Source organism: Streptomyces sp. NPDC038200 (genome assembly GCF_055600785.1).
This window is the reverse complement of the sequence record NZ_JBVJYH010000004.1, coordinates 515,560-541,491: the sequence shown is the minus strand read 5'-3', so window position 1 is coordinate 541,491 and position 25,932 is coordinate 515,560. Positions and strand designations below refer to the sequence as shown.

The 25,932-nt window shown below is 68.4% G+C and carries 25 protein-coding genes and 1 tRNA gene; 18 read left to right on the top strand and 8 right to left on the bottom strand.

Annotated elements, in window-relative coordinates; translation table 11 throughout:
* Both ACZ7KF_RS12220 and ACZ7KF_RS12215 read right to left on the bottom strand, forming a co-directional pair.
* A partial coding sequence (locus tag ACZ7KF_RS12220; RefSeq protein ID WP_471072189.1) for a tetratricopeptide repeat protein occupies positions 1-2,017 on the bottom strand: 2,017 nt, incomplete at its 3' end.
* Positions 2,018-2,038: 21 nt separating this feature from the next.
* On the bottom strand, positions 2,039-2,404 hold the full coding sequence (locus ACZ7KF_RS12215; protein WP_471072186.1) for a hypothetical protein: 366 nt from the start codon (positions 2,402-2,404) through the stop codon (positions 2,039-2,041).
* A 475-nt stretch (positions 2,405-2,879) separates the two neighbouring features.
* Here ACZ7KF_RS12215 and ACZ7KF_RS12210 point away from each other — a divergent pair, with 475 nt between their 5' ends.
* Positions 2,880-3,284, top strand: coding sequence for a hypothetical protein (locus ACZ7KF_RS12210; protein ID WP_471072183.1), 405 nt, complete (start codon positions 2,880-2,882; stop codon positions 3,282-3,284).
* A 239-nt stretch (positions 3,285-3,523) separates the two neighbouring features.
* Here the strand turns inward: ACZ7KF_RS12210 and ACZ7KF_RS12205 are convergent, their stop codons facing one another.
* From ACZ7KF_RS12205 to ACZ7KF_RS12195, 3 genes are all read right to left on the bottom strand, one after another.
* On the bottom strand, positions 3,524-5,953 hold the full coding sequence (locus ACZ7KF_RS12205) for an NACHT domain-containing protein (protein WP_471072180.1): 2,430 nt from the start codon (positions 5,951-5,953) through the stop codon (positions 3,524-3,526).
* Positions 5,953-6,399, bottom strand: a complete 447-nt coding sequence (locus ACZ7KF_RS12200) for a hypothetical protein (protein ID WP_471072177.1) — start codon at positions 6,397-6,399, stop codon at positions 5,953-5,955. Before ACZ7KF_RS12200 ends, ACZ7KF_RS12205 begins: the two co-directional genes overlap by 1 nt.
* Positions 6,400-6,804: 405 nt before the next feature.
* Entirely contained in the window at positions 6,805-7,269 is a 465-nt protein-coding gene (locus ACZ7KF_RS12195; RefSeq protein ID WP_471072174.1) for an NUDIX hydrolase, read from the bottom strand.
* Positions 7,270-7,287: 18 nt separating this feature from the next.
* On the opposite strand from ACZ7KF_RS12195, the gene ACZ7KF_RS12190 reads away from it, so the two are divergent.
* From ACZ7KF_RS12190 to ACZ7KF_RS12135, 12 genes are all read left to right on the top strand, one after another.
* Complete coding sequence (locus tag ACZ7KF_RS12190; protein ID WP_471072171.1) at positions 7,288-8,067, top strand: GntR family transcriptional regulator; 780 nt, start codon at positions 7,288-7,290, stop codon at positions 8,065-8,067.
* Positions 8,068-8,205: 138 nt separating this feature from the next.
* Entirely contained in the window at positions 8,206-8,562 is a 357-nt protein-coding gene (locus tag ACZ7KF_RS12185; protein ID WP_171156182.1) for an SCO3933 family regulatory protein, read from the top strand.
* Between the two features lie 2 nt (positions 8,563-8,564).
* Positions 8,565-9,920, top strand: a complete 1,356-nt coding sequence (locus tag ACZ7KF_RS12180) for an FtsK/SpoIIIE domain-containing protein (RefSeq protein WP_471072168.1) — start codon at positions 8,565-8,567, stop codon at positions 9,918-9,920.
* A 115-nt stretch (positions 9,921-10,035) separates the two neighbouring features.
* On the top strand, positions 10,036-10,206 hold the full coding sequence (locus ACZ7KF_RS12175) for a hypothetical protein (RefSeq protein WP_471072165.1): 171 nt from the start codon (positions 10,036-10,038) through the stop codon (positions 10,204-10,206).
* The gene (locus tag ACZ7KF_RS12170) at positions 10,206-10,892 is read left to right on the top strand and encodes a DUF2637 domain-containing protein (protein ID WP_471072163.1); all 687 of its coding nucleotides are present in this window, start codon (positions 10,206-10,208) and stop codon (positions 10,890-10,892) included. Before ACZ7KF_RS12175 ends, ACZ7KF_RS12170 begins: the two co-directional genes overlap by 1 nt.
* A gap of 20 nt (positions 10,893-10,912) precedes the next feature.
* Positions 10,913-11,107, top strand: a complete 195-nt coding sequence (locus tag ACZ7KF_RS12165; RefSeq protein WP_471072160.1) for a hypothetical protein — start codon at positions 10,913-10,915, stop codon at positions 11,105-11,107.
* 1 nt (position 11,108) lies between these two features.
* Complete coding sequence (locus ACZ7KF_RS12160; protein WP_356131067.1) at positions 11,109-11,300, top strand: mobile element transfer protein; 192 nt, start codon at positions 11,109-11,111, stop codon at positions 11,298-11,300.
* 12 nt (positions 11,301-11,312) lie between these two features.
* Positions 11,313-11,468, top strand: coding sequence for a hypothetical protein (locus ACZ7KF_RS12155; RefSeq protein WP_471072157.1), 156 nt, complete (start codon positions 11,313-11,315; stop codon positions 11,466-11,468).
* A gap of 24 nt (positions 11,469-11,492) precedes the next feature.
* The gene (locus tag ACZ7KF_RS12150; RefSeq protein WP_471072154.1) at positions 11,493-11,810 is read left to right on the top strand and encodes a SpdD-like protein; all 318 of its coding nucleotides are present in this window, start codon (positions 11,493-11,495) and stop codon (positions 11,808-11,810) included.
* A 127-nt stretch (positions 11,811-11,937) separates the two neighbouring features.
* On the top strand, positions 11,938-13,305 hold the full coding sequence (gene repSA / locus ACZ7KF_RS12145; protein WP_471072151.1) for a replication initiator protein RepSA: 1,368 nt from the start codon (positions 11,938-11,940) through the stop codon (positions 13,303-13,305).
* Entirely contained in the window at positions 13,302-13,502 is a 201-nt protein-coding gene (locus ACZ7KF_RS12140) for a helix-turn-helix transcriptional regulator (RefSeq protein ID WP_171156200.1), read from the top strand. Before repSA ends, ACZ7KF_RS12140 begins: the two co-directional genes overlap by 4 nt.
* Positions 13,502-14,902: a tyrosine-type recombinase/integrase gene (locus ACZ7KF_RS12135; RefSeq protein ID WP_471072147.1), complete on the top strand. Its 1,401-nt coding sequence runs from the start codon at positions 13,502-13,504 to the stop codon at positions 14,900-14,902. The genes ACZ7KF_RS12140 and ACZ7KF_RS12135 overlap by 1 nt, the downstream gene beginning before the upstream one ends.
* 178 nt (positions 14,903-15,080) lie before the next feature.
* On the opposite strand, the gene ACZ7KF_RS12130 is transcribed toward ACZ7KF_RS12135, so the two are convergent.
* Positions 15,081-15,156, bottom strand: a tRNA-Arg gene (locus ACZ7KF_RS12130).
* Positions 15,157-15,475: 319 nt separating this feature from the next.
* Here ACZ7KF_RS12130 and ACZ7KF_RS12125 point away from each other — a divergent pair.
* The 4 genes from ACZ7KF_RS12125 to ACZ7KF_RS12110 all read left to right on the top strand — a co-directional run bounded on the left by ACZ7KF_RS12125 (position 15,476) and on the right by ACZ7KF_RS12110 (position 22,575).
* Positions 15,476-17,083 carry a dynamin family protein gene (locus tag ACZ7KF_RS12125; protein ID WP_471072144.1) on the top strand — a complete coding sequence of 536 codons (1,608 nt, stop codon included), beginning with the start codon at positions 15,476-15,478 and terminating at the stop codon, positions 17,081-17,083.
* Positions 17,084-17,500: 417 nt separating this feature from the next.
* Positions 17,501-19,882: a YfjP family GTPase gene (locus ACZ7KF_RS12120; protein WP_471072264.1), complete on the top strand. Its 2,382-nt coding sequence runs from the start codon at positions 17,501-17,503 to the stop codon at positions 19,880-19,882.
* A 424-nt stretch (positions 19,883-20,306) separates the two neighbouring features.
* Positions 20,307-20,780, top strand: coding sequence for a single-stranded DNA-binding protein (locus tag ACZ7KF_RS12115; RefSeq protein ID WP_471072141.1), 474 nt, complete (start codon positions 20,307-20,309; stop codon positions 20,778-20,780).
* A 433-nt stretch (positions 20,781-21,213) separates the two neighbouring features.
* Positions 21,214-22,575: a Cys-Gln thioester bond-forming surface protein gene (locus tag ACZ7KF_RS12110; protein ID WP_471072138.1), complete on the top strand. Its 1,362-nt coding sequence runs from the start codon at positions 21,214-21,216 to the stop codon at positions 22,573-22,575.
* Between the two features lie 100 nt (positions 22,576-22,675).
* Here ACZ7KF_RS12110 and ACZ7KF_RS12105 read toward each other — a convergent pair whose 3' ends face one another.
* Complete coding sequence (locus ACZ7KF_RS12105) at positions 22,676-23,065, bottom strand: hypothetical protein (protein WP_471072135.1); 390 nt, start codon at positions 23,063-23,065, stop codon at positions 22,676-22,678.
* A gap of 320 nt (positions 23,066-23,385) precedes the next feature.
* The gene (locus ACZ7KF_RS12100) at positions 23,386-23,802 is read right to left on the bottom strand and encodes a hypothetical protein (protein ID WP_471072132.1); all 417 of its coding nucleotides are present in this window, start codon (positions 23,800-23,802) and stop codon (positions 23,386-23,388) included.
* A 460-nt stretch (positions 23,803-24,262) separates the two neighbouring features.
* Between ACZ7KF_RS12100 and ettA the strand changes: the two genes are divergently transcribed.
* Positions 24,263-25,927: an energy-dependent translational throttle protein EttA gene (ettA, locus tag ACZ7KF_RS12095; RefSeq protein ID WP_471072129.1), complete on the top strand. Its 1,665-nt coding sequence runs from the start codon at positions 24,263-24,265 to the stop codon at positions 25,925-25,927.
* The last annotated feature ends 5 nt before the right edge of the window (positions 25,928-25,932 follow it).

Below are 25,932 nucleotides of genomic sequence, written 5' to 3'. Positions count from 1 at the left end.
GGCGGGCGTTGAGGGTGTCGGGGTGGTCGGTGCCCAGAATCCGCTCATGGTCAGCTAGGACTCGCTCGCCGAGGTCGAGTGCGTCCTGGACCCGCCCGACATCGCTGTAAGAGACGGCGAGGCTGTGGCGGGCGTTGAGGGTGTGAGGGTGGTCGGTGCCGAGGGCCCGCTCGGAATCGGTCAGGACTCGCTCGCCGAGGTCGAGTGCGTCCTGGACCCGCCCGACATGGCTGTAAGAGACGGCGAGGCTGTGGCGGGCGTTGAGGGTGTCGGGGTGGTCGGTGCCCAGAATCCGCTCATGGTCAGCTAGGACTCGCTCGCCGAGGTCGAGTGCGTCCTGGACCCGCCCAGCATCGCTGTAGGCGAGGGCGAGGTTGTTGCGGGCGGCGAGGGTGTGAGGGTGGTCGGTGCCGAGGGCCCGCTCGGAATCGGTCAGGACTCGCTCGCCGAGGTCGAGTGCGTCCTGGACCCGGCCAGCATCGCGGTAGGAGAGGGCGAGGTTGATGCGGGCGTTGAGTGTGTCTGGGTGGTAAGGGCCATGGATCTCGTTACTGCGACGCACTGTGGTCTCGTCGTACTCAACCGCCTGCTGGTAAAGCCCTGCGTTGGTGAGGCTTTGGCTGACCCGTTCGATGCACGGGTGGGTTTCGGGTTGCCACAGGTCCGGGTGTGCTAGCTGGTCGAGATGGACCGTGTTGGCGCGCAGGGTGGCGCACAGGTCCCATTCCTCATGGTCGTAATGAGGCCACAGGCTCAAGATCGCGTCTGCAATGACTCGGGCCGCCGCCGGGAGTGTGCCGGCCGGGATGGTTTCCCGCACTGCGCGGGCGGTCAGGGCGTGCATCCGGACGGGGGCGGTGTCGGTGTCCTGGGTGATGAGGGCGTAGGTGCGCAGGCATTCCAATGCGCTGCGCACGTCTGCTTCGGTGACGATGGGGTGGTGTCGGCGCAGCCGGCGGCGGTGCGCGGGGCGAGCGGTGCGCAGGTGGTGGAGTGCGGGGGGCGTGGTCCACAGCGCGCCGGGGTGGCCGAGTGGGTCCATGAGGGAAGCGAGGTGTAGCAGAGGCCGGGCGAGGTGGGTGGTGTCGGCTTCCTGGACGGCGTCCAAGGAGACGAGGAGGGCGCTGGTTATGGGGCGGCCGTAGCCTTCGGTGTCCGCGCTTGGGGGGAGCAGGTCGCCCAGTCTGCTGCTTTTGTCGCACAGGAGTGTGAGGTAGTCGGCCATGGTGCGGCGTTTGTTGATGAGGTAGGCGGCGGCATGGCCGAGCGCGAGCGGGAGGCGGCCGAGTTCGGTGGCGAGTTCGTCCGCCTGGCCGGGAGCGTATAGGTGGGCGCAGCCAGCGTCGGTGAGGCGGCGGCGCAGGTAGGCGCGGGCCTCTTCCGGGCTGTAGAGGCCCAGCCGGATGAAGGCACGGCCCCGGCCGCTGAGCCGGGCGTCGTCTCGCCGGGTCGTGGCCAGCACCCAGCCGCTGCGGGAACTGCCGTCTGGCCACCACTGCTCGACGGCTTCCGGGTCGGTGATGTCGTCCAGCACCACCAACCACCGCCGGTCCGTAGCCGTGAGCCACTGCAGAAAACCTTGCGCCGCCGTGATGCTGTCACCTGAGGAGCGCCCGACAAGCCTCAGCTGTTCGGCTGCTTCCGCATACGCAGTGATGATCTGAACAGGGTCGGTGGCCTTCGCCCACACCAGGACGTCAAGACCGTGACCGTCGGAGCGTTCCCGCTCCCGCAGGTCGCGTGCCACGGACGCCGCGAGTTGGCTCTTGCCCACCCCGCCCTCCCCTGACAGCACCACCTCGCGGCCCTCACCACGCGCCTTCTCGGCGACTTCTCGCACCTGCGTCCGCGGCTGGAACGCTGCCGCCAGCCGCGGAACATTCCCCACCCACACTGGCCACTCCACCGACGGCTCCGGCACCGGCGGGGAGTAGACGTACATGTTCCCCGCGACCTGTGTGATGTCCCGCTGGGCCTGTGCCTGCTGCCGGGTACGGCGCTGCTCGAAACCCTCCACCGCTGATCCGTCCCCTTTGCCTCAGGCGCGGTTCCCGCCGACCTGGTCGATGTCGCCACTGCCGTCGCTGCGGGCCTTCTGCCGCACGTCCTCTCGCACTGCACCACGTTGCGCCCCGGCCCCTGCGCCGTGGCTACCGCTCGTCTGCCAGATGGCGCCCCGGCCACGCGCCGACTGCCGGACCCGGCGCACCCCGGCCCCACCGGCCTGCGACGCCCACCAGCCCAGTGCGGCCAAGGTGCCCGCCGCGACCACCCCGGCCACCGGGCCGATCACATCCCAGGGATCGTCGCCCCCGTCCCACAACACCGCCCACGGCACCGCCACGGCGAGAAACGCCCCGAGCGACCCCGCCACCGCTACCAGCCACCGCACCGTAGCCTGCACACTCGCCTCCGACCCGCACAGACAACTCACCGACGAAGACAGCCCATGTTGGCACGTCAGCCGCTGTGGACCAGCGAAAACTAGGAGCGGGGCAGGCTTGCAGTGACGGCATCCCAGCTTGGGAAGCTTGGGTCTTGTGGCGGCGGTTGCTGGGCTGACCTGCGGCGGGGCGGTGTTGCAGCCCTGGTGGCACCCGTCGCCAGTCCCCGCTATTCCCCGCGATTGCCCGCAGGATCTGGCACGCGAATGGCACGACGCGTTCGCTCCGGAGAACCCTGGGCGGAAGTTCAGTCTTGGGAGTCTGAGCCTCAGCCGACAGCCAGCCACGACGGCGGGTCCGCCGGCCGACCAAGTGGCGCGTGTATGTCACTGCACTCTCGCCCTCCCCGGCTGTGCTACCCGAGCCTGCCGTGACACCGTGCGCCGTCCGTGCGCCCGTGATCGACTTCATCGGGTCCTACTACGATCCGCCTGCATGGCGAAGAAGAAAAAAAATGACCTCTGGCGCTATTGGGGCCTCATCGCGTTCATTATCGCTATTACTGGATGGCTGACGTCCGACATAGGCCCCCTCGGCATCACCGCCTTATCTGCGCTCAGCTTCCTTTGGTTCCTGTTTCAGGCGCCTGTGCCATGCGGCGCACTTAATCGTGGAGATGTAGAGCAGTGCCGCAACAATGGGCGAGGGGTTCTACGCGGATGCCACATCAAGCAACATCAGTGGCAGAAGTTAAAAGCTCTCATCTTGCGTCGTCGATGGCGGCAGATTTCGTCGGAGCTATTTCCGAACGCGACCACAGCATTGGCTAGCATGGGTGCAATTATCGCTCTTCTGTCTTCAGTGATTGGTGTTGTTAAGTCGCTGACTGGTAAGGGATGAGACGCCAGTTCGCCTGACACTGAATCGCGTCGAACTACGTCCGCTCCGAACCTGTCCGGCGTCATCGGTGCCAGGCACAGGATGTCAGCAGCCTCTGATCCGTAGCTCTGTGGAGATAGTCAAACGAGGGTCACAGAAGTCGCTGGTCGTAGGGGTGGGATAACGACTTACTCGACCCTTGTCTTGCAAGTTCACCGTTACTTGGCGCGATGGTTAGGCAACTTCTTCGCAAGGTCGGTCTACTTCAAATCACGAGGAAGGTGTGACACCCATCCGAGTGACTTGAGATCATCCCAGATCCATTGGAACGCAAGATTGGTCGCAGGCCTGCTGTCCCACACTCGCAGCACAGTGTGAGTCCAGCGATACATTGAAAAGGGCGCTCTCTCGGGATTATCAACGTGGTATCGCTTCAAATAAGCCGAGTAGCGATCATATTCATGTGCTATCCGCGCCCCCTTTGATCGCTCTAGAGTGATTTCTACCTGGCTCTCGGCTAGTTCTGTGTCGACAGCCGGAATAAGGCAGTATTCCAAAGTCGGCCCATCTGCCCATGAATTCCCGTTAGGCACATATAGATTTCCCCTCAGGGTAGCGGGAAGGGAAGCGGCGTGGGCTAGAGTGAAGCCAAAATCCGCAAACAGGGTTTGCGTCATTTCCATATATGCTTTCAGCGCCGCCTCATAAACTGCCTTAGTGAGTTCGAGAAGGCGATTCGGGCTGTAAAAATTCCAAACCCAACCGGAGGATGGATGCAAAATATCTGCGGCGGGCCACGGGGGCGTCAGCTGCGACTTTTGCTGCCGCTCCAACCACTCCGTGACCAGGACCAAATCTAGACGCGTAACCGTTCTTCCTCCCCCGTCTTGAATGGCGTAATCCTCCACGGGGCCATGCTCACGAATGTTCCGTCGAGTTTCGGATATCAGGTTGCAAATCTCCGCAGTTTCGATTGGGTCAGCTCTAAGCCGTGAACCCCTTCGGAGAAGGGCGTAAATGACTGCCCAAATGTACTCCTCTTCGATTACCCCTCCTCTTGGCGCCTCTAGGTGCAGGAGATTCGGAAGAGTTCTTTCCAGTCTGCTGCGCATATTGTCGAGAGACCAGGACCAAACCCAGTTTTCCCCCGGTGGGGCTGGTGATGAGCCGATACCAACCCCTGTTTCCATGAGTCCTTTGGGATTTGACAGATAGGAAATTGGCTGTGTGCCAGCCGTTCGTTTCTGCCAGGCGTAAATGAATCTATTCCCCTTCTCCTCTACAGCCAGATTAAGCCTCAAATTTTCAGCGCTCTGCCCCGCATCGACTGGAGTTGCTGCAGGGGCCAGTCTGCCGAGGCCCAGACACCAACTCGCCATGACGCGATGAAGGCGGCTCGCGACTTCTCGCCAACCAGGGAGTTCGCCGTATGCAGTCCCGGTAAAAGGCTTTTCAATTCCTTTTTGAATAACCCATGCCGCTGCCCCAGGGTTCCATTCAGCGAGGCTGCACATAATGGTGTCGACTTGGTCGACGCTGCCGGTCTGCACCGCAAGCGCAAGCACGTATCGCCACTTAGCGAACGAGCTAATGTCACAGATGATACTTTCGAGCGTTACTTCACCTTGCAGCAACGCCTCTGCGGCAAACCACTGTTCGAAAAGACTCAGAGTGAAGGATGCCTTATATGCAGAGAACGTGACTAGACGCGTGTCACGCAACTCGTGCCGTACGGCCTCACCACCGATGGCAGCCAAAGCCACATTACCGTCATTGCTTACTGAGGCGACAGCGATACGACGCAGGATAGGAAACGCGTCTCTCCATGAACCATGGTCTCGTTCGAGGGACTTAAGTGCACATTCTTGAATCAGCCCAGCAGACGTTTTCGGAACATCCCCTTTCCCGTAGATGCTGGCAACCAGCATTGCGAACAAAGGACGCTTTATCGCGTCACTGATTTGCGGAGGAAAGGAGATGGAATGAAGATGTTCCGCCCCTGTCACCTTGCGAATCAGCTCTAGGGCTGAATCCTCCGACCAACCTTCTAGTTGAATGGAGTCTATTCGGTCTGGGAACGTTCCTGGGCGGCCGGTTATCAAAATTTTCGAGGTAGGCCAGCGTGCGGTGATTATTTCGCACTGATCGACCAGTTGAGAGGTCTTCGAAGTCTCATCAATTCCGTCTACGACGAGACTCAGTCCTACAGTGGATAGAATGGATGCTTCGACTCGGTCTACTATCCATGATTCTAGGTCGCCCAGAACGTCCCTGGCTGAGACCCAGATAGGAAGTGGTGCCTCCTCGTTTGCTGAGAATTCCTGACACTGATTGATCAGCCACAGGTTGGCTATATCGGACTTTCCGGCACCCATAGGTCCGATGAGAGCGACTACCTTGCCTGCGGTCATCTCGGACAGAGGTTCAGGAATCTCCAGATCGAAGGAGCGGCTTATAGTTACCTGCTCGTTCGTTAGTCCGGGAAGCCGGCGCAATATATCGCGCCTCTTGGAGCACTCGCGAATCAGCTGGTCCGCTATGTAGGTCCGTGAATAGCTGTGTTTAGACGTCTCTGTAGAAGAGTTGATTGTGATATTGACGTCACCGCCAGCGAACCCTATCTGAAGGTTGTGGCCGCCGATTTGAGAGTTCGACACCCATAGTTGCGCGTCGTCTTTTTCTTTCGGCATCAGGATTCGTCCACCTCTACGTCGCCCGCAGAGGATCCCAATTGGAAGTTCGAACCAGAAATTTGTGAATTGTGTACCTCTTGCCCTCCGTTAATGTTGGTGGCGGGGGGAGCGGGAGGCTGATTAGAGTTAAGCGGGGTGGGTGTCGTCTGTTGTGCGGACCGCTTGATGCGGACAGATCCGCCAGCTTGCCCGATCTGAATATTGCTACCGGAAACATTGGAGGCAGTGATTTTTTGAGTGGAGGCAGGTGTGGTATCTGGTCTTCGGGCCTCAACTAGCCCATAAATGGAAATGGCCAGGCCTGCTAGTGCGACAAAGAGACCTAGAACGCTGGCAGTCTTATCGGCTTTATCTAGACCGACCCGGCTGAAGTAGAAGGCCAGGGTAGAAGCGGTGAGGACTGCGACGGTCGTGCCTGCAACGATGAGCGTGCGCGCGTTCATGTCACGAGTATCCTTGCGAGTTCAGCCTGCCACCATACGTTTGACGCAACTGAGGTCGGCGGAGCGGGTTTGGCCGGTGGCCTGCCCGGTCTGGGGTCGGGCATGACCAGGGGGCCGTACGCTGGTTGGCAACTCGGGCAGGCTTTGGACCTGCCCGCAATGTGCACGAGTGGCCCCCTGGTCTTGCTCGACGCGGGACCCGGACCGGGGAGGTGGCTAAAGCCGTGGAGCCGACCGCCCCAGCCACGACGTACCCCTTCTCTGGCGTCAGGCGGCTGATTGCTGTGCGCGCGGTGCGGACGCCGGCCGGGCTGGAGCGGGGCGGAGACAGGAGCGCAGGCCCGGCCGGGGACCGGGCCGCGCGCGGTGAGCGGAGCGAGCCGCCTTGATGAAGGAGAGAAGGTTTTATCCCGCTGGGATGAGGCGCTTGCCGTCGTGGCTGCGTACGTGGGGACCGCTGCCGTCCAAGGCATCCAGAAGCCTGACCGAGAACACCTCGGACATGCGCTCGCTGACCTCGTTGGGCGTGAGCCAGGAAACCGCCGTGGACTCGCTCGAAGTGCGCTCGGTGCCGCCGGAGGGCTTGCAGCGGAAGACCAGGGCCACGATGCCGCGGGTGAGATTCTTGTAGACGCCGGTCAGCTCGTCCACCTCGACGTGGATGCCTGTCTCCTCCAGGACCTCGCGGGCTACGCCGGCCTCGGGAGTCTCGTCGAGTTCGAGGATGCCGCCGGGGAGCTCCCAGGTGCCGTTGTCGGCTCGGCGGATCGCCAGGAGGCGGCCGTCCTCGCGCACCACCACTCCGGCCACGGACACGGAGTGCAAGGGGGACGGCCTTGCTTCCTGTGATTGACTCATGTAGAGGAGCATAGGAGGCAGAGAAGGACTATGGGAACTGCGGCTGGAGGGGTCGGGTCCGGACCTCGGTACGTGCAGATCGCGGACGAGATCGTGCAACAGATCCGGGCGGGGGTACTCAAGCCTGGCGACATGGTGCCGAGTGAGTCTGAGCTGGTGGAGCGCTACGGCGTGTCCGGCGGGACCATCCGTAAGGCCATGGTCGAGGTGCGGGCGAGCGGGCTCGTTGAGACCCGGCACGGCAAGGGCTCGATCGTGAAGAACCGGCCTCCGGTGCGGCACCGCTCCTCCGATCGCTTCCGGCGTTCGCTCCGGCAGGGAGGGCAGGCGGCCTATCTTGCGGAGTCCGCGCAGTCCGGCGCCACCGCCAAGGTCAGCGTGCTCTACATCGGGCCCATGGATGTGCCGGAGGACGCCGCCCAGCGGCTGGGCGTTCCGGTCGGTACGCAGGTGCTGGCTCGCCGGCGTCTCTACTTCCGTAACGGCACCCCGGTTGAGACCGCGACGTCGTACCTGCCCTGGGACGTCGTGAAGGACATCCCGGAGCTGTTCGCCGAGAACCCCGGCGGCGGTGGCATCTACGCCCGACTCGAAGATCACGGACACGAGTTCGCGGAGTTCGTCGAGACGCTGCAAGCGCGGCCGGCCTCCAAAGCGGAAGCCTCAGAGTTGGCGCTGAGCCCGGGGGCACCCGTGGTTCACCTGATCCGGGAAGCTCGTACGACCGCAGGTCTCGTGGTCGAGGTGTGCGACACCCTCATGGCCGCTGACCAGTTCGTTTTCGAGTTCCGGATCCCTGCCGCCGACTGACGCGCGCTCAACTCTCCGCGACCCGTCACGAGTTCTTCTTCGTGGCGGGTTGACTCATGTATAGGAGTCGGGCACTCTTCTTCCTGTCACTCATGTACATGAGTGACAGAGTTCAGCAGCTATAGAGGAGTGTTCTCTGTGCGTCAGATCCCCGTTGACACCTCCGGCGCCGTCGTGATGGTGGCCAAGTCCCCGCAAGTCAAGGTCCGTGACCGTCGTACTGGTGAAATCGCCACCGACGCCGAGACCGGGGCCAAGCTGATGACGGTCGACGTGATGTTTGCGGCGAACGAGGAGGTGGAGATCCTCTCCATCACCGTCCCGGAGCCCGGCATCACCGGCGAGCTGGCCATGGGCACGCCGGTCGCGCTTACCGGCCTGATCGCCCGGCCCTGGGAGAACGACTTCAACGGCCAGAAGCGGCACGGCATCGCGTTCCGCGCGGTCGCGGTCACTTCGCTCGCCGATGCCGCCGCAAGGCCCAAGGCGGCCTGATCATGACCGCTTTAACGGTCGTCCTGGTGCTGGTCGCCGCCGCCGTAGGTGTTCTGCGGTGGCGGCGCCCCGCCTGGTACTGGTTGTCCTTTGGGGTCACGCTGGCCGTGGTGCGGGTCTTGGTCCGGTACGGCTCCGTCATGGACGCGTGCGGGCTGAGCGTTCCGCCCGCGCGGTGGCGGCTCGCCCTCGCCCGTGCCACCAACCGGCCGGTACCGGGGCCACGCGCCCCGCGCATTCTGCGGCTGAGGCCGACTCGTACCGGCCTGGTTCTGCGGCTCAAGCTCCGGCCTGGGCAGGACGCCTTCGATGTCGCCGCAGCATCGGACCGGCTCCGGCATTCCTTCTCGATGTACGGCGTGACCTCGCGGGAGCTGCGTTCCGGCGTCGTGGAGGTGCGGATGACCGGCTACGACGTGCTCAAGCGGGTGCAGATGCCGGCCGAGACCGAGACCCGGCCGATGCGGGTGCCGGTCGCCCTGCGGCAGGACAGCTCGGTGCACTACCGCGACTACCGGGCGATACCCCATGCCCTCACCCTCGGGGCCACGGAGTCCGGCAAGTCCGTCTACCAACGCAACCTGGTCGCCGGACTCGCCCCGATGGACGTCGCCCTCGTCGGTATCGACTGCAAGCAGGGGGTTGAGCTGTTCCCATTGGCCCGCCGGTTCTCCGCGCTGGCCGACAACCCCGACACCGCTGCCGATGTGCTAGATGCCCTCGTGATCCGGATGGAGCGCATCTATCAGGTCATCCGGGCTCAGCAGCGCCTCGCCGCGGACGTGCCGGACGCGGAGATCGCCGCCGACATCTGGGACCTGCCGTCCGATCTGCGCCCGACCCCGGTCGTGGTCCTGGTCGACGAGGTTGCCGAACTCGCCCTCTACGCCAACAAGGAGGAGGAGAAGCGCCGGGACCGCATCATCACCGCCCTGATCCGCCTCGCCCAGCTCGGCCGAGCGGCCGGTATCTACCTCGAAATCTGTGGGCAGCGCTTCGGCTCCGAACTCGGCAAGGGCATCACCATGCTCCGAGCCCAGCTCACCGGCCGTACCGCGCACCGTGTCAACGACGAGACTTCCGCCAACATGGCCTTCGGCGACATCGCCCCGGACGCCGTCCTCGCCGCCATCCAGATCCCGGCGGAGATGCGGGGGCTCGCCATCGCGGGCGACTCGTCCGGAGGGTGGCACCGCATCCGTGCCCCGCACACCTCGCTTCGACAGGCCGTGAACATCTGCAACCGGCATGCCGATCGGACTCCGGACCTGCCCGAGCTGGCTCCGTTCCGGCCCACTCTCTCCGGCTCGGCCGACGCTTCCTCGCCGACGGCCAAGCCTTCCCCGGCTGCCGCCTGACTTCTCGGATTCCCACCGGTCGGCGTGACCGCTCTCGCGCCAAGTCCCTACCCCGCCATGCCCAAAGAAGGGAGATCTCGCTGTGTGCCCGAACTGCGAGGACTTTGCCCGGACCGTGCTCCTGCTCGGCCAACTCGCCCTCTACGCCGACACGACCGGCGCCGACCTCGATTTCGTGGAAGCCGTCAGTCCGTCCCTCGCCGTCTCCCTGCCGGAGCCGCCGCCCGGCGTGTTCCCGGACGGCTACGACCCCGACGGCGGCCCCGCCTACCCGGGTGACTCCTGATGGGTGCTCGTCACGGCCTCCGCGTCGACGCGGTCCTGGTGCAGGCCGTCATCGCCGGCGCACTGTCCTTCGCGCATCTGCACGACCTGGCCTCCGCCGCCGGACAGAACGGGTGGAAGGCATGGGCCTACCCGGTCAGTGTCGACCTGCTCCTGGTGGCCGCCTGGCGGCGTCTGCGCAGTGAGGGCCCGTCCCGGCTGGCCTGGTGCTGGTTCCTGGTCGCGCTCTGCGCCTCGCTCGGTGCCAACGTCGCCACCGCCGGGTTTCTCGACCTGACCGACCCGCCCGCCTTGCTCCGCCTCGGCATCGCCGGATGGCCTGCTCTTGCCTTCCTCGGCGGCACGCTCCTCGCTCACTCGTCGGCTACGGAGTCGAAGCCGTTGCCGTCGGCACCCGTCGCGGAGGCGGAGGGCGCCGAGCCCCCAGCCCAGCAGCAGGCACCGGACGCCGAAGCCGCTTCGGCCACAGAAGCCGTGCCCGACCCTGACGCGGCCCCCGCCCCTTCGGACCAAGCTCCCGCCCCGGCCCCCGCTCCTCAGGTCCCTGCCGTCCTGGTCGACCACGCCCGCAAAGTCGCCGACGAGTACCGCGCTCGCACCGGGGCCCCGATCGACCCCGACACCCTGCGCTCCCGCCTCGGCGTCCCGCCCCACCTCGCCGACGCCATCGCCGCCCACCTCGCCTGATCGGCGAGAGAGGAAGACCAGTGATCCGTGACCCGGCCGACCTGACCGTCTCCGACTACCTAGACGGTGCCCGTGAGATGGCCGCCGCCAATCGGCCCTTCCTCGCCCACCTGCTCGCCGAGGAAGCCGCCCGCCTCACCGCCGACCCGGCCACCGCCGCCGACATCCGTGCCGGCTTCCCCGCCCCGGCGACGACCCGAGAGGAGACCGACTGACATGCCTGCCCGCGACCATTTCCACTCCGTGATGCGCATCGGCCCGGTGCAGATCGGCACGCACCGCGATCGCAACGGCCAGACCAAGCACGCCGCCGTGTGCAGCTCCGACGGCTGCGGCTGGTCCGCCGACTACTCCAGCCAGTCCGCGGCTCAGCTCGCCGCCCGCACCCACCGCTGCCGCATCCGCTAGGAGACATCCGCCATGCAGGTCCCGCTCTGGCTCACGCTGCTCGCCGTCGGCTACCTCGGCGTCAAGCTCATCCGCCCGCCCGCCTGGCTCATCGTCGTCCTCCTGCTCGGCGGCTTCCTCCTCGCCGACAGCGTCCTCGCCCCGGCCATCAACGCCCTCGTCAAGTAACCAGCCCGCGAGAGGAGACCACCGATGTTCCGCCCGAAGATCCCCACCATGCCCACGCCGAGCGCGCTCGGCACACCGCCCGCCGTCATCGAGCCGACCACCGTCACCCGGCACGCAGAGACCCCGCTGGCCGCCCAGCCCACTCCGGCGCTGTCCCGGCCCACGGTCCAGCTCAGCCCCGGCACAGTCCTCGCCCTCGTGGGCGGTGGCACGGCCGTCGTCCTGGTGCTCGGAGCCGTCCTGGTCTCCCTGCTCCTGGCGGTCGCCGTCACCGGCGCCTCGGTCGCCGTCTGCGCGGTCGTCCTGCGCTCCCTGCTCGCCTCCGACGCCAAGCGTCGCTGACCGGCCCCCGGGCGGCCTCGATACCGCCAAGCATCCGCCGCCCGGGCGCCGTCCCTGTCCGATCCCGCAACCGGAAGGAACCCCAAGCATGGCCCACCGCGCCTCAGCCGCGACACCGAGTGCGCCCATGCCCGACACATTGCTTGACCCGATCACTCTCGGGGACGTGCTCCGCGTGGCCTCGGCCTCGGACTACGCCCGCTGGGAGGACCAGATCCGTCGCACCGGCGGCTGCTCCGACCCGATCCACCTCACCGGCTGGGTCCTCCACAAGGACAAGACCACCGGCGAGACCCTGCACCACTACTCCACCGAGAAGGAGCCGGGCGGACGCCTCCGCCTCGCCTGCGGCAACCGCCGCGCCTCCCGCTGCCCCTCCTGCGCCTGGACCTACGCGGGCGACACGTACCACCTGATCCGCGCCGGCCTGGCCGGAGATGACCGCCGCGACATTCCCGCCACCGTCCGCGATCACCCGCGCGTCTTCGCCACCCTCACGGCCCCCTCGTTCGGCCCGGTCCACAACCGTCCCGATCACGGCACCTGCCGCTGCGGCACCCCGCACGCGCTCGACGCTCCGGAGCTGGGCACCGCGCTCGATCCGGACAGCTACGACTACGCGGGCGCCGTGTTGTTCAACAACCACGCCGGGCAGCTCTGGCAGCGCTTCACCACGCGACTCCGCCGCGAACTCGCCGCCCGCGCCGGCCTGCCCCGCCGCGAACTCGCCGAACACCTCCGCGTCTCGTACGGCAAGGTCGCCGAGTTCCAGAAGCGCGGCGCCTTGCACTTCCACGCCGTCGTACGCCTCGACGGCCCGGAGGGGCCCGGGACACCCCCGCCCGCCTGGGCCACGGTCGATGTCCTCACGGACGCTGTACGTGCCGCCGCAGTGCACTCGTACACCTCCGTCTCGGTCCCGGCTGCCGGTGACGAACCCGCCCGTACCTTCCGCTGGGGCCGACAGCTCGACGTCCGCCCGGTCAAGGCCTTCGGGGACGGCTCCGACATCACCGAACAGGCCGTCGCCTCGTACGTCGCCAAGTACGCCACCAAAGCCGCCGAGAACACCGGCACCCTGGACCGCCGTATCGGCGAACTCGCCGAACTCGACCGCCACCAGGTCCCGGACCACACCCGCCGGCTCATCACCGCGTGCCGCGATCTGGACAGCCTCTACCCCGACCGGCGTCTCTGGGCCTGGGCCCACATGCTCGGCTTCCGCGGGCACTTCTCGTCCAAGTCGCGCACCTACTCCACCACCCTCGGCGCCCTCCGCCAGGAACGCGCCGACTACCGCGCCGCTCAAGAGGCATCCGTCCTCGGCCTCGACGACCGTGTGCCGGACACCGTCCTCGTCCTGGCCGACTGGCAGTACGCCGGTCACGGCCACACGCCGGGCGAAGCCGCCCTCGCCGCGACCATCGCCCGTGACCTCCAGACCAACCGCGAGACCGCTCGCGAAGCCCTCCTGAACGAAGGGAGCACGGAATGACCACGGCCATCCGGTCACGACGCACCATGCTCACCCTCGCGGAGGTCTGCGAGGAACTGGCCATCTCCCGCTCGACCTTCTACGACTGGCGGGCCAAGCGCCGTGCGCCGCGATGCATCAAGCTCCCGAACGGCGACCTCCGGATCCGGCGGAGCGATCTCGATCACTGGCTCGACGACCGTGAGGACGCTGCCTGATGGAGACGACGTACGACGTGAAGGTCTACAAGATCCTCACCTACAAGGGCGCCCGGAAGACCACGTACACCGTGCGCTGGGTGGTCGCGGGCAAGCGCTGGCGTGAGCCCTTCAACACCGTCGCGCTCGCCGAGGGCTTCCGCTCGGAACTCATCCGGGCCACGGGCAAGGGCGAGGCCTTCGTCGTCGCCACGGGTCTCCCGGTGTCTCATCGCTCCAAGTCGGCTGCCATGAGCTGGTACAAGTTCGCCGTCGAGTACGTGGACGCCCGGTGGCCTCACCTCGGCGGCAACAGTCGCAAGAACATCGCGAAGACCCTGACCGCCACCACCATCGCCCTGCTGCGGGTAAAGCCCACCCAGTTCGCACCTGCGGCCGTGCGGACGGCCCTTCGCGAATGGGCGTTCAACACCAACCGGCGTCCGGAAACGCCTCCAGACGTGGTGGCCGTCCTGAAGTGGGTGGAGCGGAACTCCCTGCCCGTCTCGGCCTGGGAAGACCCGGAGAAGGTCGACCAGGTCCTGCACGCCATCGACACCCGCCTCGATGGGAAGCAAGCGGCGGCCTGGTCCCGGAAGCGCAACCGCCGAATCCTCAATGTCGCGATGAAGAACGCGATCCGGCGGCGCATCCTTCGGGCCAACCCTCTTCCCAAGGGCAAGGAGTCGACGACGGTAACGAAGACCACGAACGCCGTGGACAAGCGGTCCTTGCTGAATACCGAGCAGGCGGCGGCGATCCTCGACTGGATCCGGCGCCGGCCGCGGGGCGGCAAGCGGCTCCATGCCTTCTTCGCCACGCTGTACTACTGCGGTCCCCGGCCCGAGGAAGCGGTAGCCATGCGGGTGGAGGACGTGACCCTGCCGGAACCCGACGCCGACGACCAGTGGTGCGAGCTGCTGATCCACACGGCCACCCCGGAGATCGGGAAGCAGTGGACCGACACGGGGGAGATCCACGAACAGCGTGACCTGAAAGGCCGTGCCGAGGGCGAGACCCGCACGGTGCCGGGGCATCCGGCCCTGACGCGCATCCTGCGACAGCACATCGAGGACGAGCAGCTTCAGCCGGGTGATCTTCTGTTCCAGGGCGAGTACGGCGGCATCCTCGCCGGCTCCGTCATCCGTCGGGCGTGGCGCAGCGCGCGTAAGGCTGTACTGCCCCCGCACGTCTTCGAGTCGCCCACCGGACGGCGTGTGTACGACAACCGCAATACGCGCCTGACGAAGTGGCTCAACGACGGCATCCCGCCCGCCCAGGTGGCCGAGTGGGCCGGGAACAGTGTCGCCGTGCTGCTGGCGACGTACGCCCGGTGCATCGACGGGCAGCTGCCGGACCTGAAGCGGCGGCTGGAAGCCGCGGGTGACCTTCCTGAGGCGGAGGTTCCGGGCGCTGGCTGATCTTCGGCCGGTCGAGAACTTCGACACGCATTCGACACGGCCACCCGCGAAAACCCGGTGACAGCCGGACAGCCCCGGAGTCCGCCCTTGATCGTCAAGAGGGCGTCCGGGGCTTCGTCGTTCCCACTGACAGCCGCTCTGACCAGCAAAAAGCCCTCCCGAGCGGGAGGGCGAGGAGTGGCGCCCCCGGCAGGACTCGAACCTGCGGCCAAGCGCTTAGAAGGCGCCTGCTCTATCCACTGAGCTACGGGGGCCGGGTGGTGGCCTCGTGCCTGGTGCCCGGGTGTGGGCTGATCCGTGACGTTGCCGGGGACAAGGATAGGGCTCCCGGTTCCTTGACCCTGTCGCTTCGCCTCCGTGGCTCGATGTGGAGGTTCGGTGAAGCGGTCCTGATAATCGCAGGCAGGTACGAATCGTGCACCGCTTTTGGCGCCTGACGCCCCGGGTGTTGTGCACTCGTTATGCCTGGACTGTGCCCGTGTCCCGGTCGTCCCTTCCGCCCGATCTGTTCTGTCGGCACGCAGACATGTCCATATGCTTCAGAATTCCCCTAAAATTGGGCATTCTTCGCATGTGGTGACCTTGGACGTACGGCCTCAGCTGCTCGACACTCTCTCCGCTCTGCGCGACCGTGTCGCCGCCGCACGCTTTCCGCTGCCCCTGGCCGGGGCCCCACGCGCGCGTGCGAACCGCGACGAACTCCTGGCGCAGCTCGACGACTATCTCGTGCCCCGCTTGCAACATCCCGAGGCGCCGCTGCTCGCCGTGGTCGGCGGCTCCACCGGCGCGGGCAAGTCGACGCTCGTCAATTCCCTCGTCGGCAGGCGCGTGAGCGAGGCGGGCGTGCTCCGGCCGACCACCCGGACGCCCGTCCTCGTCTGCCATCCGGAGGATCATCACTGGTTCAGCGGCATGCGTGTGCTCCCCGAACTGACCCGCGTATGGGTGCCCCAGCAGGACCCCGTCGACGAGATGCTGTTCTCCGAGGGGGACCCCGAGCGCGTGCTCCGCGTCGAGACGGCGGACACGCTCCCGCGCGGGCTCGCCCTCCTCGACGCTCCCGACGTCGACTCCCTGGTCGCCGACAACCGCGTCCTCGCCGCGGAACTGATCTGCGCCGCCGACATCTGGATCATGGTCACCACGGCCGCCCGCTACGCCGACGCCGTCCCCTGGCACCTGCTCCGCACCGCCAAGGAGTACGACGCGACCCTCATCACCGTCCTGGACCGGGTCCCCCATCAGGTCGTCTCCGAGGTCTCCCGGCAGTACGGCGCCCTGCTCACCAAAGCCGGACTCGGGGACGTACCCCGATTCACCGTGCCCGAGCTGCCCGAGTCGGCCTGGGGCGCCGGCCTGCTGCCCGGCACCGCCGTCGCCGCCCTGCGCACCTGGCTCGTCCATCACGTCCAGGACTCCGCCGCCCGGCAGCAGGTCATGACCCGTACGGTCCACGGCGTCCTCAACTCGCTCAAGCCCCGCATGTCCGAGCTGGCCGGCGCCGCCGCCGCCCAGTACGCGGCTGCCCTCCGGCTCACCTCCGCCGTGGACGCCGCCTACGACAACGAGCACGCGCGCGTGCGGGGCCGCCTCCAGGCCGGTGCCGTACTCGCCGGGGACGCCCTCAAACGGTGGCGCGCCTTCCCCCTGGACTGCACCGCCGGGGAACTCCTCGACGCCCTCGTGGAGAGTCTGGCCGCGCTCCTGCTCTGCTCCGTCACCGCCGCCGACGAGCGCATCGACGACGTCTGGCGCCGCGAGCCCGCCGCCCGCGCCCCGGAACTCGCCGGGAGCGACATCTCCCTGGAGAGCGCCGAGCACCGCATCGGGCTCGCGGCCCGGCGCTGGCGGCGCGAGCTGGAGGAGTACGCCGAGGACGAGGTCCGGGTGCTGGAGCGCAACGGCGGACCCGACGCGGAGGTCGTCGCGGCCCTCGTCGCCACGGCGGTGCTGGGCGGGCGCCGGGCGCGTACCGCCGGCGAGGGGCTCGCCGAGCGGCTCGGCGCGCACGGCGTGCTGCGGCTGCGCGACCGGGCCGGGCGGCTGCTCGCCGAGCACGTGGACCGTGTCATGCAGGCCGAACGCGAACGGCGCCTCGCCCCGCTCGACGCCCTGGACGTCCAGCCCGACCCCCAGGCCGAACTCATCGCCGCGCTGTCCGCACTGCAGAAGGAGAGGTGACCGGTGACCGCCGTCACTGACCAGGACCACACGGATCACACCGACCACATGAGGCGCATCGAACACGGCAGCGACAGCGGCGACAGAGGATCCATGGAACGCAGCGGTCACGCCGGTTCCGGCGCCACGGACGGCGTGGAGCGCGCGGGCGGTCTCCCGGAAATGCGCCCGAGCCTCTCCAAGGCGGACCGCGACGACGACGGGCCCCACGCCGACCCCCCTGCCGACCTCCGCCCCGCCGTCATCAGCCAGTCCACGAACGAGGCTCAGGCCAGTGCCAGTGCCAGTGCCGGGGCCGGGATCGAGCGTGAGGGAAAGAGCACGGGTGGGAGCCGGGACGGCAGCGGGACCGTGGACGCGAGCAGCCGAAGGAGTGGGGGCGGGGACGCGGGCGCGGGTCGGGAGGAAGCGGGCGGCATGGGCGTCGTCGTCGGCGGCCGACACGCGCGCGTGAGGGCGGAGCACGGCGGAAGGGCCGACAACGGCGGAAGCGGCGGAAGCGGCGGACTCGGCGAAAGCGGCGGGAACAGCGGAAGCAGCGGAAGCAGCGAGACCGTCGAGAGCGGAACGCACGGGAAGAACGGGAAGAGCGCAGAGAACGGCAAGATCCGCGAGAGCCGTGAGATCGGCGAGGGCACCGGGGACGGTGAGAACACCGACCGGAAGCGCCTCGCACGCGTGCCGGACGAGAACGCCGACGGTGACCGTCCCGCCGATCGTGACCGCAGCGCCGAGCACGTCCGTTCCGCCGTTCGTGACCGTGGTGCCGCCGATCGTGACCGTGGTGCCGAGCACGCTCGACCCGCCGATCATGTCCGTTCGGCTGATCGCGACCGTGCCGCCGATCGCGACCGTCCCGCCCGTGGGCACGCCGCCGAGGAAGGTGTCTCGGTCCCCCGGCCGCTCCTCCCCTCCTCGAAGACCCGCCCGGCGGTGACAGCCAAGCCCTCGAACACCACCACCGACGCCGCCACGGACACCGGCAGCGGCACCGGCACCCGCTCCAGCGGCGGCGCCGGATCCCACGCCGGCGCCGGCACCACCGCGGACGCCGAGCCCGGCTCCGAGGAGGTCTGGGACGACGGGCTCATCGCGCGGCGCGTCACCGAGGCGAACGCCGCCGCCCTCGCCGCCGAACGTGCCTCCGCCGCCGAGCCCGCGCACCGCGGACCGGGCAGCCAGGCCCCGTCCCCGCTGGCGTACGACGGCCCGCTGCGCTCCCGCCTCGACGCCCTGCGCGAACTCGTCGGGCTGTCCCGCACCCGCCTGGACAACGCCACCCTCGCCGAGGCGGGCCGGGTCCTGGACGAGGCCACCTCTCGCCGGAAGCTGTCCGGCCGGCACACCGTCGTGGCCCTGGCCGGTGCCACCGGCAGCGGCAAGTCACAGTTGTTCAACGCACTCGCCGGAGTGGCCATTTCGGAGACCGGCGTACGTCGTCCGACCACGGCCGCACCCATCGCGTGCAGCTGGAGCGACGGCGCGGCCGGCCTCATCGACCGGCTGGGCATCCCGGGCCGGCTGCGTCGCCGGCCGCTGAACGGTCCGGACTCCGAAGGTCCGCTGCGCGGGCTGGTCCTGATCGACCTGCCCGACCACGACTCCGCCGCCGTACAGCACCGTGAACAGGTCGACCGGATTCTGAAGTTGGTCGACGCGGTCATCTGGGTGGTCGACCCCGAGAAGTACGCCGACGCCATCCTGCACGAGCGCTATCTCCGCCCGATGGCGGGCCACGCGGAGGTCATGTTCATCGTCCTCAACCAGGTGGACCGGCTGCCCGGCGACGCCGCCGACCAGGTCCTGGACGACCTGCGACGCCTGCTGGACGAGGACGGGATCGCGCTCGGCGAGTACGGCGAACCGGGTGCCACCGTGCTCGCGCTGTCCGCGCTCACCGGCGAGGGCGTCGGTGACCTGCGCGAGGCGCTCGGCGAGTTCGTGGCGGAGCGCGGCGCGGCGGCCCGCCGGGTGTCGGCCGACGTGGACGCCGCCGCGAGCGAGCTGCGGCCCGTCTACGCCACCGGACGGCGGTCCGGCCTCAGCGAGGAGGCGCGTGAGGAGTTCGCCGCGCGGCTCGCGGACGCGGTGGGTGCCACCGCGGCGGGCGAGGCCGCCGAGCGTGCCTGGCTGCGCAACGCCAACCGCGCCTGCGGCACGCCCTGGCTGCGGCTGTGGCGCTGGTACCAGGGCCGCAGCGAGTCCACGACGGGCCGTATCCAGGTGCGCGCCCAGGCGGACGAGGAGTCGACGGCCCGCCAGCGGGTGGAACAGGCGGTGCGTACGGTCTCGGACCGGGCGTCGGCCGGGCTGCCCACGCCGTGGGCCCAGGCGGTGCGCGAGTCGGCGGTACGCGGCTCCCAGGGGTTGTCCGAGGCGCTGGACGACCTGGCGGCGCGGGCCGGACTGCCGCCGGGCCGTCCGCCGCGGCCGGGCTGGTGGCCGGTGGCCGTGCTGGTGCAGGCGGCGATGACGCTGCTGCAGATCGTGGGCGGTGCGTGGCTGGCGGGGCAGATCGCCGGGGTGATGGCACCCAACCTGGGCGTCCCGGTGCTGTTGATGGTGTGCGGGATCGTCGGCGGCCCGCTGGTGGAGTGGGCCTGCCGGATGGCTGCACGAGGGCCCGCACGGCGCTACGGCCAGGAGGCGGAACGGCGGCTGCGGGAGGCGGCGGCCAGCTGCGGCCGGGCGCGGGTGCTCGATCCCGTGGCGTCGGAGCTGCTGCGCTACCGGGAGGTGCGGGAGCAGTACGGCAGGGTCGTGCGGAACGGGTCGGGGGCCGGCGCGGGGGTGGGGTGAAGGCCGGCCGCCGAGGGCCACGGGCTTCCGCGAGGGCCACGGGCTTCCGCGAGGGCCGCTCGGCTTCCGTGAGGGCCGCTGGGCTTCCGTGAGGGCCGCTGGTGGCTCCGGCAGGGGGCGGCTGGTGGGGGAGCTTGGTGGGGGAGAGGGGGAGGACGTCACTCGTGCGGGTGGCGGGGTTTTCCACAGGCGGGTGGCCGTCCACAGTGCTCAGCGGGCCCGGCCCGGCGGAGGCAGTCTGAGGTCACGGCGATCGCACGGGCGGGTCCGGCCGGAGACACGGCGGGCGGTGCGGGCGGTCGACGGATCTGCGGGCGCGTACGCAAGTCGTGGGCGCCCGTACGGCAGACGCGACCGTACGGGACGGGCCCGTGCGTGTGCACGCCCGGCCGGAAGGGGCTCGGGCGGGGAGGGGAGTGAGGACGTGAACGAGACCATCGTCTGTGTGGTGGGCAACGTGGCGACCCAGCCGGTGTACCGCGAGGTGGGGGCGGGGCCGTCGGCCCGGTTCCGGCTGGCGGTGACCGCGCGCTACTGGGACCGGGAGAAGAGCACCTGGACGGACGGGCACACCAACTTCTTCACGGTGTGGGCCAACCGCCAGCTCGCGCTCAACGTGGCCGCCTGCGTGGAGGTGGGCCAGCCGGTCGTCGTCCAGGGCCGGCTGAAGGTGCGCACGGAAGCGCGGGAGGGCCAGCAGCAGTGGGCCTCCGCGGACATCGACGCCGTGGCGATCGGCCACGACCTGACGCGTGGTACGGCGCTCTTCCAGCGCGCGGCCAAACCGGAGGGGGCGGCGACGGCGACCCGCCCCGAGCCGAACTGGGAGACACCTCCGGCCGAGGCACAGGACGGACCGGTGCCCCAACAGGACCGAGAACCAGCGACCGTGACCTGACGTCAGTTGTTGCATCCGCGCCCGCGCTCCGGCTCGTGCCCGCGCTCCGGCTCGTGCCCGCGCTCCGGCTCGTGCCCGCGCTCCCGCCGGCGCCCGTGCCCGCGTCGGCGGACGGCGCGGGCACCGCCGTCGACCGCCGACCGGCTCTCGGAGTCCTGCCCCTGCCATGTGAACACACCGCGCGAACCGGTGGATTTGTCGATAACGGCAGCTCATGGAAGGTCCCGGCGATAACGATTGCGGATCGGATCGGCCATCGGATGATCCGACCGGCGGGTGACGCTCCGGCTGATCCATAGGATGCCGGGCATGCCCTTAGGGGCTGCCGATTCTGCTGGTGGGACCGTCCCCCACGTCCAACGGGTCCTGCTCGAAGGGGAATTACGTGCTTCCTGCGCTTGCTGGGTTCTGCCGATCCACCGGGACGGCCCGCGTGGCCGCCGCCACCGCGGTGACGGGCCTCGTGGCGGCCGGTGTGCTGTCCGGCGCCGGTACGGCCGTGGCCGAGGAGATACCGCAGACCCAGGGCGGGGCGACGGCCACGATCAACGGTCTCAAGACCTACGGCGAGGCAGTCCTCCACGAGGACGGCGGCGACCAGCAGGTGGAAGCGGGCCTGTTCGAGATGTCCGTGGACGGCGGCGGCACCCTGCAGACGTACTGCGTGGACCTCCACAACCCCACCCAGCGCGACGCCCACTACCAGGAGACCTCCTGGAGCGGCACCTCACTGGCCGTCAACAAGGACGCGGGCCGCATCCGCTGGATCCTGCAGAACTCCTACCCCCAGGTCAACGACCTCGCCGCGCTCGCCCGTAAGGCGGGCGTGAGCGGGCTGACCGAGCAGGACGCGGCGGCCGGCACCCAGGTGGCCATCTGGCGCTACTCCGACGACGCAAAGGTCGACGCCGTCGACCCGCGGGCCGAGAAGCTCGCCGACTATCTGGAGAAGAGCGCCCGGAGCGTCGCCGAGCCACAGGCCTCGCTCACCCTGGACCCGCCCGCGCTCTCCGGCCGGCCGGGTGATCTGCTCGGGCCGGTGACGGTGCACACCAACGCGGCTGCCGTCACGGTGAGTCCGCCGGAGGAAGCGGTCGCCGACGGGGTGCGGATCATCGACAGGACCGGCAAGGTGATGACGTCGGCGAAGGACGGCAGCCGGCTGTACTTCGACATCCCCGAGGACGCCGCGGACGGCACGGCCCGGCTGACGGTGCAGGCGTCGACGACCGTGCCGGTGGGCCGCGTCTTCGCCGCCGACAGCCGCAGCCAGACCCAGATCTTGGCCGGCTCCAGCGAGTCCACGGTCTCCGCGACCGCGACGGCCGGCTGGACGGCCGAGGCCGCCGTACCGGCGGTCTCGGCACGCAAGAACTGCGCCAAGGGCGGCGTGGACGTCACCGCGGTCAACAAGGGTGACAAGCCGTTCACCTTCCGGCTCTCGGGCGCCGAGCACACGATCCCCGCCGGGGGCTCCCGCACGGTGACGGTACCGCTCCAGGAGGACCAGCCGTACGACTTCACGATCACCGGCCCGAACGGCTTCAGCCACCGCTTCACCGGCGTCCTCGACTGCAGGACCCAGGGCGCCCTCACCACCAAGTCCGTCCAGACCCTCGGTGAGCCCACCCCCGTCTCGATCGACGGGAACACCACGCCGCCCGACACCGACCTCGCCGCCACGGGCGGGTCCGCGATCACCCCGATGATCGCCGGGCTGGCCATCGGGCTGGTGGTGATCGGCGGAGCGGTGCTGGTGGTGCTCCGCCGCAAGGAGACGTCCACCGGGGAGTGACCGGCCGGCTGCGGTCACCGGGGCGTACGCAGTCCCCGGAGCGGCGGCCGCGCCGCGAGAGCGGTGACAGCCCCGGCGGCGTGCGGCCGGGGCGCGTCGCTCACAGGTCTCGCGCGGCAGTGGCGATCACCGCGGATACGATCATGGTCCCGACGAGGCTGCCCAGCATGACCAGGGCCACGCCGATCGCGAAGAGACCGCTGGAGTCGTCCGACCAGTCGCAGTAGGCGGCAAGGGTGAGCCCCGCCGTGGTGCCGAGCACGGCACTCACCACATGGTGCCGGTAGGCCGCCCAGCACACCGGCACCAGCAGCGTCACCACCAGTCCGATCACCTGCCACGCTTCGTACGGTCCGGTCGTCGTGCCGTCGGGCTGCACGTCCCGCTGCTGGTCCCAGCCCAGCCAGGCAGCCCACAGACCGGCCGACACCCCGGCCGACACGAAGATCGACAACAACTCCACCACGGATTTACGCAGTCCCTGAGGCATGCCCCCAGCGTCTCCGCTCCCCGCGGCGCCGAACAGAGCGCACGTACTCATCTCCACCCGAGTACGTCAGCCGCCGCCCGGCGCCCCCGGGCGGCGGACAAGCCACGGCCACCGGGGGCGAAAGCCCGGGTGAGCCGAGCGCCGACGCGAGCCTCCACGCGGCGGGCGGCCGGTCGAAGCGGGCGCTCCGGTTCCCGTGGGGACGGCGCAGCGTCACGTGCAGACGGCCGCTGCCGCGCCGCGCCAGGGCCGGGCAGGTCACCGAGGGGCCCGCCGAAGCCGTTCCGGATCCGGGTGCGCATGGCTGTTGCGTGCGGGTCTCAGGGTATTCGCCGCGGTCTGACCTTCCGCTGGACCGCCCAGATCGCGTGGTCCAGCTCCCACGGTGTGCACCTCGAGCGTGCCGCGGCCTCGGTGATGAGCCCGATCGCTTGGGCCGTGGTCACCGTACGCCGCAGCACTGTCTGCAGCCATCGAAGGACCATACGGTCCGGCTTGATGCGGCTGTCGTCCCCCAGGAGCATCCACAGGTAGGCGAGACGTGCGCCGGAGCCGTGGCCGGCAACCCCGGCGAGGTCACGCTCAACGGCCGCCAGGTTGCCCGAGTCGGCGAGCAGCGCGTTGGCATCGGCCAGGGTGGAGACGCCGTGGGATACCAGGATCTCGGCGTACCGACGGGCGGCCTCCGCCTTCAGTGGGGCATCGCGGTGTGCCCGTGTGCGCTGCCTGTTCTGCAAGACCTCGGAAGAGAAGGCCGCTTCGCCGTGGGTCCGTATGTGCGTGACGAAGCCTTGAAGCGGTTGCTCGTCGGGGACAGGGAGTCGCCCGCCACCGGACAGCGGAACGGAGATGCCGGCCCAGGCCGCGTAGCGGCGACAGGTCGGGACCGTGTGCCGCTCGTAGTGGGCGTTGATGGAGAAGACGGCGTCCAGGACACACAGGGAGGCATGGGCCCACCGAGGGCCTCGCGGTTCGAGCTCCAGATGCCCAGCGGCAACGACTACGCGTCCTACCTCGTCCATCGATCCCCCTCCGAGGTCGCACAAGGGTGACCGACAGTGACAGGCGCCCCGGCCCGCAGCGGCGAAACCCCAGATCAGGGCCTCTCGACCCAACGGGTTTCCCCGTAAGGGTGGCGGTACGGCAAGATGGGGTGTATCTGCCCACTGCCAGTTTCAAGCTGCCGGACGGTTTCTCTTGGCTGAGTTCATTTACACCATGCGCAAGGCGCGCAAGGCGCACGGCGACAAGGTGATTCTCGACGACGTCACCCTGAACTTCCTGCCGGGTGCCAAGATCGGCGTCGTCGGTCCGAACGGTGCCGGTAAGTCGACCGTGCTGAAGATCATGGCGGGGCTGGAGCAGCCGTCCAACGGCGACGCGTTCCTGTCTCCCGGCTACAGCGTCGGCATCCTGCTCCAGGAGCCCCCGCTCGACGAGGAGAAGACCGTCCTGGAGAACGTCCAGGACGGCGTCGCCGAGATCAAGGGCAAGCTCGACCGGTTCAACGAGATCGCCGAGCTGATGGCGACCGACTACTCCGACGCGCTGCTCGACGAGATGGGCAAGCTCCAGGAGGAGCTGGACCACGCCAACGCATGGGACCTCGACGCCCAGCTGGAGCAGGCCATGGACGCGCTGGGCTGCCCGCCCGGCGACTGGCCCGTCACCAACCTCTCCGGTGGTGAGAAGCGCCGCGTCGCGCTCTGCAAGCTGCTGCTGGAGCAGCCCGACCTGCTGCTCCTCGACGAGCCCACCAACCACCTCGACGCCGAGTCCGTGAACTGGCTGGAGCAGCACCTGGCCAAGTACCCGGGCACCATCGTGGCCGTCACCCACGACCGGTACTTCCTGGACAACGTCGCCGGCTGGATCTGCGAGGTCGACCGCGGCCGCCTGCACGGCTACGAGGGCAACTACTCCAAGTACCTGGAGACCAAGGCCACCCGTCTCAAGGTCGAGGGCCAGAAGGACGCCAAGCGGCAGAAGCGGCTCAAGGAAGAGCTGGAGTGGGTGCGGTCGAACGCCAAGGGGCGTCAGGCCAAGTCCAAGGCCCGTCTCGCTCGCTACGAGGAGATGGCCGCCGAGGCCGACAAGATGCGGAAGCTGGACTTCGAGGAGATCCAGATCCCGCCGGGCCCGCGCCTGGGCAGCATCGTCGTCGAGGTCGACAAGCTGAGCAAGGCCTTCGGCGAGAAGGTCCTGGTGGACGGCCTCAGCTTCACGCTGCCGCGCAACGGCATCGTGGGCGTCATCGGCCCGAACGGCGCCGGCAAGACCACCCTGTTCAAGATGATCCAGGGGCTGGAGACGCCGGACTCCGGTGACATCAAGGTCGGCGAGACCGTCAAGATCTCCTACGTCGACCAGAGCCGCGAGAACCTCGACCCGAAGAAGACGCTGTGGGAGGTCGTGTCCGACGGACTCGACTACATCAACGTCGGACAGGTCGAGATGCCGAGCCGGGCGTACGTGTCGGCCTTCGGCTTCAAGGGCCCCGACCAGCAGAAGCCGACCGGCGTCCTGTCCGGTGGTGAGCGCAACCGGCTCAACCTGGCGCTGACCCTGAAGCAGGGCGGCAACCTGCTGCTCCTCGACGAGCCCACCAACGACCTCGACGTCGAGACGCTCTCCAGCCTGGAGAACGCCCTGCTGGACTTCCCCGGCTGCGCCGTCGTCGTCTCCCACGACCGGTGGTTCCTGGACCGCGTCGCGACGCACATCCTCGCCTACGAGGGTGAGTCGAAGTGGTTCTGGTTCGAGGGCAACTTCGAGTCGTACGAGAAGAACAAGATCGAGCGGCTGGGTGCGGACGCCGCGCGCCCGCACCGCGCCACCTACAAGAAGCTGACCCGGGGCTGATCGAC

What these genes read in the sequence shown, in the direction of transcription:
- ACZ7KF_RS12210 (WP_471072183.1), top strand. Translation starts at nt 2,880, where the DNA reads ATGGCGAAGAAGAAAAAAAATGACCTCTGGCGCTATTGGGGCCTCATC.
- ACZ7KF_RS12205 (WP_471072180.1), bottom strand. Translation starts at nt 5,953, where the DNA reads ATGCCGAAAGAAAAAGACGACGCGCAACTATGGGTGTCGAACTCTCAA.
- ACZ7KF_RS12200 (WP_471072177.1), bottom strand. Translation starts at nt 6,399, where the DNA reads ATGAACGCGCGCACGCTCATCGTTGCAGGCACGACCGTCGCAGTCCTC.
- ACZ7KF_RS12195 (WP_471072174.1), bottom strand. Translation starts at nt 7,269, where the DNA reads ATGCTCCTCTACATGAGTCAATCACAGGAAGCAAGGCCGTCCCCCTTG.
- ACZ7KF_RS12190 (WP_471072171.1), top strand. Translation starts at nt 7,288, where the DNA reads ATGGGAACTGCGGCTGGAGGGGTCGGGTCCGGACCTCGGTACGTGCAG.
- ACZ7KF_RS12180 (WP_471072168.1), top strand. Translation starts at nt 8,565, where the DNA reads ATGACCGCTTTAACGGTCGTCCTGGTGCTGGTCGCCGCCGCCGTAGGT.
- ACZ7KF_RS12170 (WP_471072163.1), top strand. Translation starts at nt 10,206, where the DNA reads ATGGGTGCTCGTCACGGCCTCCGCGTCGACGCGGTCCTGGTGCAGGCC.
- ACZ7KF_RS12160 (WP_356131067.1), top strand. Translation starts at nt 11,109, where the DNA reads ATGCCTGCCCGCGACCATTTCCACTCCGTGATGCGCATCGGCCCGGTG.
- ACZ7KF_RS12155 (WP_471072157.1), top strand. Translation starts at nt 11,313, where the DNA reads ATGCAGGTCCCGCTCTGGCTCACGCTGCTCGCCGTCGGCTACCTCGGC.
- ACZ7KF_RS12150 (WP_471072154.1), top strand. Translation starts at nt 11,493, where the DNA reads ATGTTCCGCCCGAAGATCCCCACCATGCCCACGCCGAGCGCGCTCGGC.
- repSA (WP_471072151.1), top strand. Translation starts at nt 11,938, where the DNA reads ATGCCCGACACATTGCTTGACCCGATCACTCTCGGGGACGTGCTCCGC.
- ACZ7KF_RS12140 (WP_171156200.1), top strand. Translation starts at nt 13,302, where the DNA reads ATGACCACGGCCATCCGGTCACGACGCACCATGCTCACCCTCGCGGAG.
- ACZ7KF_RS12135 (WP_471072147.1), top strand. Translation starts at nt 13,502, where the DNA reads ATGGAGACGACGTACGACGTGAAGGTCTACAAGATCCTCACCTACAAG.
- ACZ7KF_RS12120 (WP_471072264.1), top strand. Translation starts at nt 17,501, where the DNA reads ATGGGCGTCGTCGTCGGCGGCCGACACGCGCGCGTGAGGGCGGAGCAC.
- ACZ7KF_RS12105 (WP_471072135.1), bottom strand. Translation starts at nt 23,065, where the DNA reads ATGCCTCAGGGACTGCGTAAATCCGTGGTGGAGTTGTTGTCGATCTTC.